The sequence below is a fragment of the Arthrobacter sp. KBS0703 genome (genome assembly GCF_002008315.2).
In the GTDB taxonomy this organism is placed as follows: Bacteria; Actinomycetota; Actinomycetes; order Actinomycetales; family Micrococcaceae; genus Arthrobacter.
This window is the reverse complement of record NZ_MVDG02000013.1, coordinates 1-3,398: the sequence shown is the minus strand read 5'-3', so window position 1 is coordinate 3,398 and position 3,398 is coordinate 1. Positions and strand designations below refer to the sequence as shown.

At 67.0% G+C, this 3,398-nt stretch carries 4 protein-coding genes and 2 pseudogenes; all 6 read right to left on the bottom strand.

What is annotated here, in order from left to right; all coding sequences use genetic code 11:
* The coding region (locus B1A87_RS22425; RefSeq protein ID WP_185982451.1) for a phosphogluconate dehydrogenase C-terminal domain-containing protein at positions 1-547 on the bottom strand (547 nt) is incomplete at its 3' end.
* Between the two features lies 1 nt (position 548).
* Positions 549-1,349 (bottom strand): sugar phosphate isomerase/epimerase, encoded by an 801-nt coding sequence (locus B1A87_RS22420; RefSeq protein WP_078027004.1) that lies wholly within the window; start codon positions 1,347-1,349, stop codon positions 549-551.
* Complete coding sequence (locus B1A87_RS22415; protein ID WP_078027003.1) at positions 1,346-2,194, bottom strand: triose-phosphate isomerase family protein; 849 nt, start codon at positions 2,192-2,194, stop codon at positions 1,346-1,348. The genes B1A87_RS22420 and B1A87_RS22415 overlap by 4 nt, the downstream gene beginning before the upstream one ends.
* A pseudogene (locus tag B1A87_RS22410) lies at positions 2,178-2,438 on the bottom strand (RpiB/LacA/LacB family sugar-phosphate isomerase); the annotation flags it as partial. The pseudogene B1A87_RS22410 and the gene B1A87_RS22415, both read right to left, overlap by 17 nt.
* A 26-nt stretch (positions 2,439-2,464) precedes the next feature.
* Positions 2,465-2,623, bottom strand: a pseudogene (locus B1A87_RS25160) (SulP family inorganic anion transporter); the annotation flags it as partial.
* Positions 2,624-3,084: 461 nt separating this feature from the next.
* Positions 3,085-3,398 (bottom strand): phosphogluconate dehydrogenase C-terminal domain-containing protein (locus B1A87_RS22400; protein ID WP_313902516.1); only part of this gene is annotated, 314 nt, incomplete at its 5' end.

Sequence of the window (3,398 nt, the reverse complement as noted above, 5' to 3'; positions counted from 1 at the left end):
GCTGCTTGACGGTGACCCAGTGCACGTCGATCACGGGGGCGTAGATGGTGCGGATGACGGCCTCGGCCGAATCGCGGGTTACTGCCGGGGTGTTCTCGTCGATCGCGGCAACCACGTTCTGCGGGGCGCCTTCGCCGCCGAAGGTGTCGGCCCATTCTTCCTTGGTGGTGCGCTCCAGGAACACGGACGGGTGGCACGGGTGCGCCACTGCCTGGACCACGTCGGCGCGCTTGGCCAGCAGGCCGGCGTAGGCGGCGGCGGGGTCCAGGGTGAGCAGGATCGCGCCGGACTTCATCTGCGGCACGACGCCTTCGGACACGACGCCCAGGACGGTGTCCGGGACGGCGAGGATCACCACGTCGGCGCCCTTCACGGCGTCATCCGTGCTGGTGATGTCGCGGCCTTCGGTGCGGACGCGGTCCTGGCCGGCGGGAGAGTTTTCGCTGTAGAAGACGGTGTGGGCGCTCTTCTGGAGGTTCCGGGAAACGCGCATCCCCATTTTGCCTCCGGCTCCGATGACGGCGACGGTCAAGTTTTCTGCTGACATTTCATTTGCTCCTTAGGAAATTGAGGCTCTGCTGGGTCCACTGGTTTTCGAGGCGGACGGTGTCCGCTTCGGAGTCCTGCCACGGCAACCAGTGTTCGATGATCTGGTTGATGTTTCTTTCGTGGGGCTGAAACTTTCCGGCCATGTAGTCATAGTCGAGAAGGCCTTCGCCGAGCGGCGCGCCGGAGTATGTGAACCCGACCCACCCCTCCTTGCGGCTGAACGCAAAGTCTTTGATGTGCATGTTCAGGACATAGGGCGCGACGGCGTCAATCACCTCGCGCGGCATCTCAAGCGCCGCGACCGTGTTGGCCGGGTCGCTGCAGATGCCCAGGAACGGGCTGTCCACGCGGCGGACCACGTCCAGGATCCGGGCGGTGGGCACCTGTTCGTAGGTTTCGACGGCGATCTTCACTCCGGCTGCTTCGAACTCCGGCAGGACCTCGGTGAAGATCGCCGCTGCCTCGTCCGCCGTCGGGGTGTGGCCCGGGACGTTGAACATGGTCCGCAGCAGCGGCGCGCCAAGCAGGCCAGCGATGTGCAGGAACTTGCGGAGGTGCTCCGGACGGATGCCCTTGGTGCCCAGTTCGAGTGCGATGCGCAGGCTGTCCGCCGTGGCCCTGATCTCCTTGAGTTCCGCGTCCGTCATCTCCTCCAGCGGTGCGTAGTCGCAGATCTGGAAGAGCTCCACGCCCAGGGCCGCGGTTTTCTCCAGGGCCCGGTGGATGGTGAGGGGTTCGGCGACCTTGTCCGACAGCTGCCAGAAGAAGGCGTAGGAACTGAGTCCGATGGTTGAGCTCATGCCCTTCCTCCCGCGGGTTCCAGCAGGCCGAGCCGTTCGGCGGTCTCGTCCAGGATCTCCCGGAGTGCTGCCGGGTTGTGCGCGAAGCGGCCCAGGAACAGGCCTGCGACGGACATGTCCAACTGGCTGATGAGGCCGGGCCCGGCGCTGCCGCCGTAGATGACCCGGCTTTCGGCCTGGCCCGGCAGGGCGCGCAGGTGCGCATCCAGCCCGGCGATGACGGCGCTGATGTACTGCGGCGTGGCGGGTTCCGGGGCGCCGATGGCCCACTGCGGCTCATAGGCCACGATGGTCCGGCGTGCGGGTCCGAGGGACTGCGCCCGGTTCAGCGCACCGTCGATCTCGGCCGTGCAGCGGGTGATGGCTTCTTCCACCGATCCCTGCTGCAGCTCACCGACGCACAGGACCGGGGTGAGGCCGTTGCGGTAGGCGGCGGCCGTCTTGAGCCCGATGATCCTGTCATCCTCGCCAAAGATCCGGCGGCGCTCGGCGTGGCCGATTTCCGCGTACCGGCCGCCGAGCTCGGCCACGGCCGCGCCGCCGACCTCGCCGGTAAAGGCGCCCTGGTCCTCCCAGAAGATGTCCTGGGCACCGGCCGCCGCCCCGGCGGCGCCGAGAATCCGGGCCGCTTCGGGGAGGACTGGAAGGATCGGCAGGACGAAGAGTTCGATGTCGCCGCTCTGCACTGCGGGGTGGGCCAGCGCGATCGTGGCCACCTCGCGGCAGTAGTCGACCGAGCGCTGGTAGCCGAAGTACATCTTCAGGCTGACGCCGATGATGGCCTTTGGCCCCGTGGTGACGGCTGCGCCCGTCCCGCCGGCGGCGGTGTTAGCAGGAAGTGACACCCTCGTAGTCCTTAATCAGGGTGACTTTCTCGGCCGAGGCGGAGCTTTCGTCAAACGTATAGGTGAGCCATTCGCGGGCGAGCCGGCGGGCCAGTTCCAGGCCGACGACGCGTTGGCCGAAGGTGAGGACCTGGGCGTTGTTGCTCAGCACGGAGCGTTCCACCGAGAAGGGGTCGTGGGCGGTGACGGCGCGGACGCCGGGGACCTTGTTCGCGGCGATGGCCACGCCGAGTCCGGTGCCTGTCTCTTATACACATCTAGATGTGTATAAGAGACAGCCACAATGCCCCCGACCGCCGCCGCGATGAGGCCCGCCATCACCGGCGCGCCGGACGCCGCGGCGATTCCGAGCGACAGCGGAACGGCAACGAGGAAGACCACAAGGGACGCCGGAAGATCCCAGCGAAGTCCGGATTTCGGGAGCGTCAGGAGCGGGGGCCGGCTGTTGGTGGCGGAAAACCGGGGCCGGTTCAAGTCAAGTCCGCCGCCGGCGTCCCGGCAGGCCGGCCATCCCGAAGATATTTTTCGCGCCATGCCGTGCGCCGGGGACCTTCACCAGGGTGGAGCGGCGGATGTGCTGATGCAACAGGACGGCGTTCGGCAGCGGCGTCAGCCATGCGGTCGACGTCCGCGCTCAGCAGTGCATTCATGGCGGCGGCATTGCCTTCCCCGCGGGTTCCCTCCCGCCGCTCGTTGCCGCAAGGAACAGTGCCTGCAGGCTTTGCGGGTAGTCGATGGCGAGCCACTGGGCGATGCGTCAGGCCGTCGAGTGGCCATAGACGTGTGCGGCCCCGACCCCTGCGGTTTGAGGACTGCGGCAGCATCGGCCGCGAGCAGCCGCTCTGCGCCCGCTCACAATCATGTCAGCGGGCGCAGCGCACGGACGCTGCCTAGCGCTTGACTGCGTCGAGCTTGAGCATTTTGGCGATGACGCCGTCCAGCTCGGAGTCGTCGAAGATCTTCTTCCAGTCGTCCTTGATGATGGTGTTCTTGCCGTACTGGATGGCGATTTCGCAGGCCTCGGAGAACGGGTTGGAGCCGCGGAGGGCATTGGTCAGGGCAATCTGGATGTGACCGAACAGCATGGCCTTGGCGGCTTCCTCCGGGACGCCGGCGGTGTGCACGGTCTCGTGCAGCGCCTCGTTGAGCAGGGTGCCGATCATGCAGGCCACCGTCTCCACCAGGGTGGGCTCGAGGATGGCCA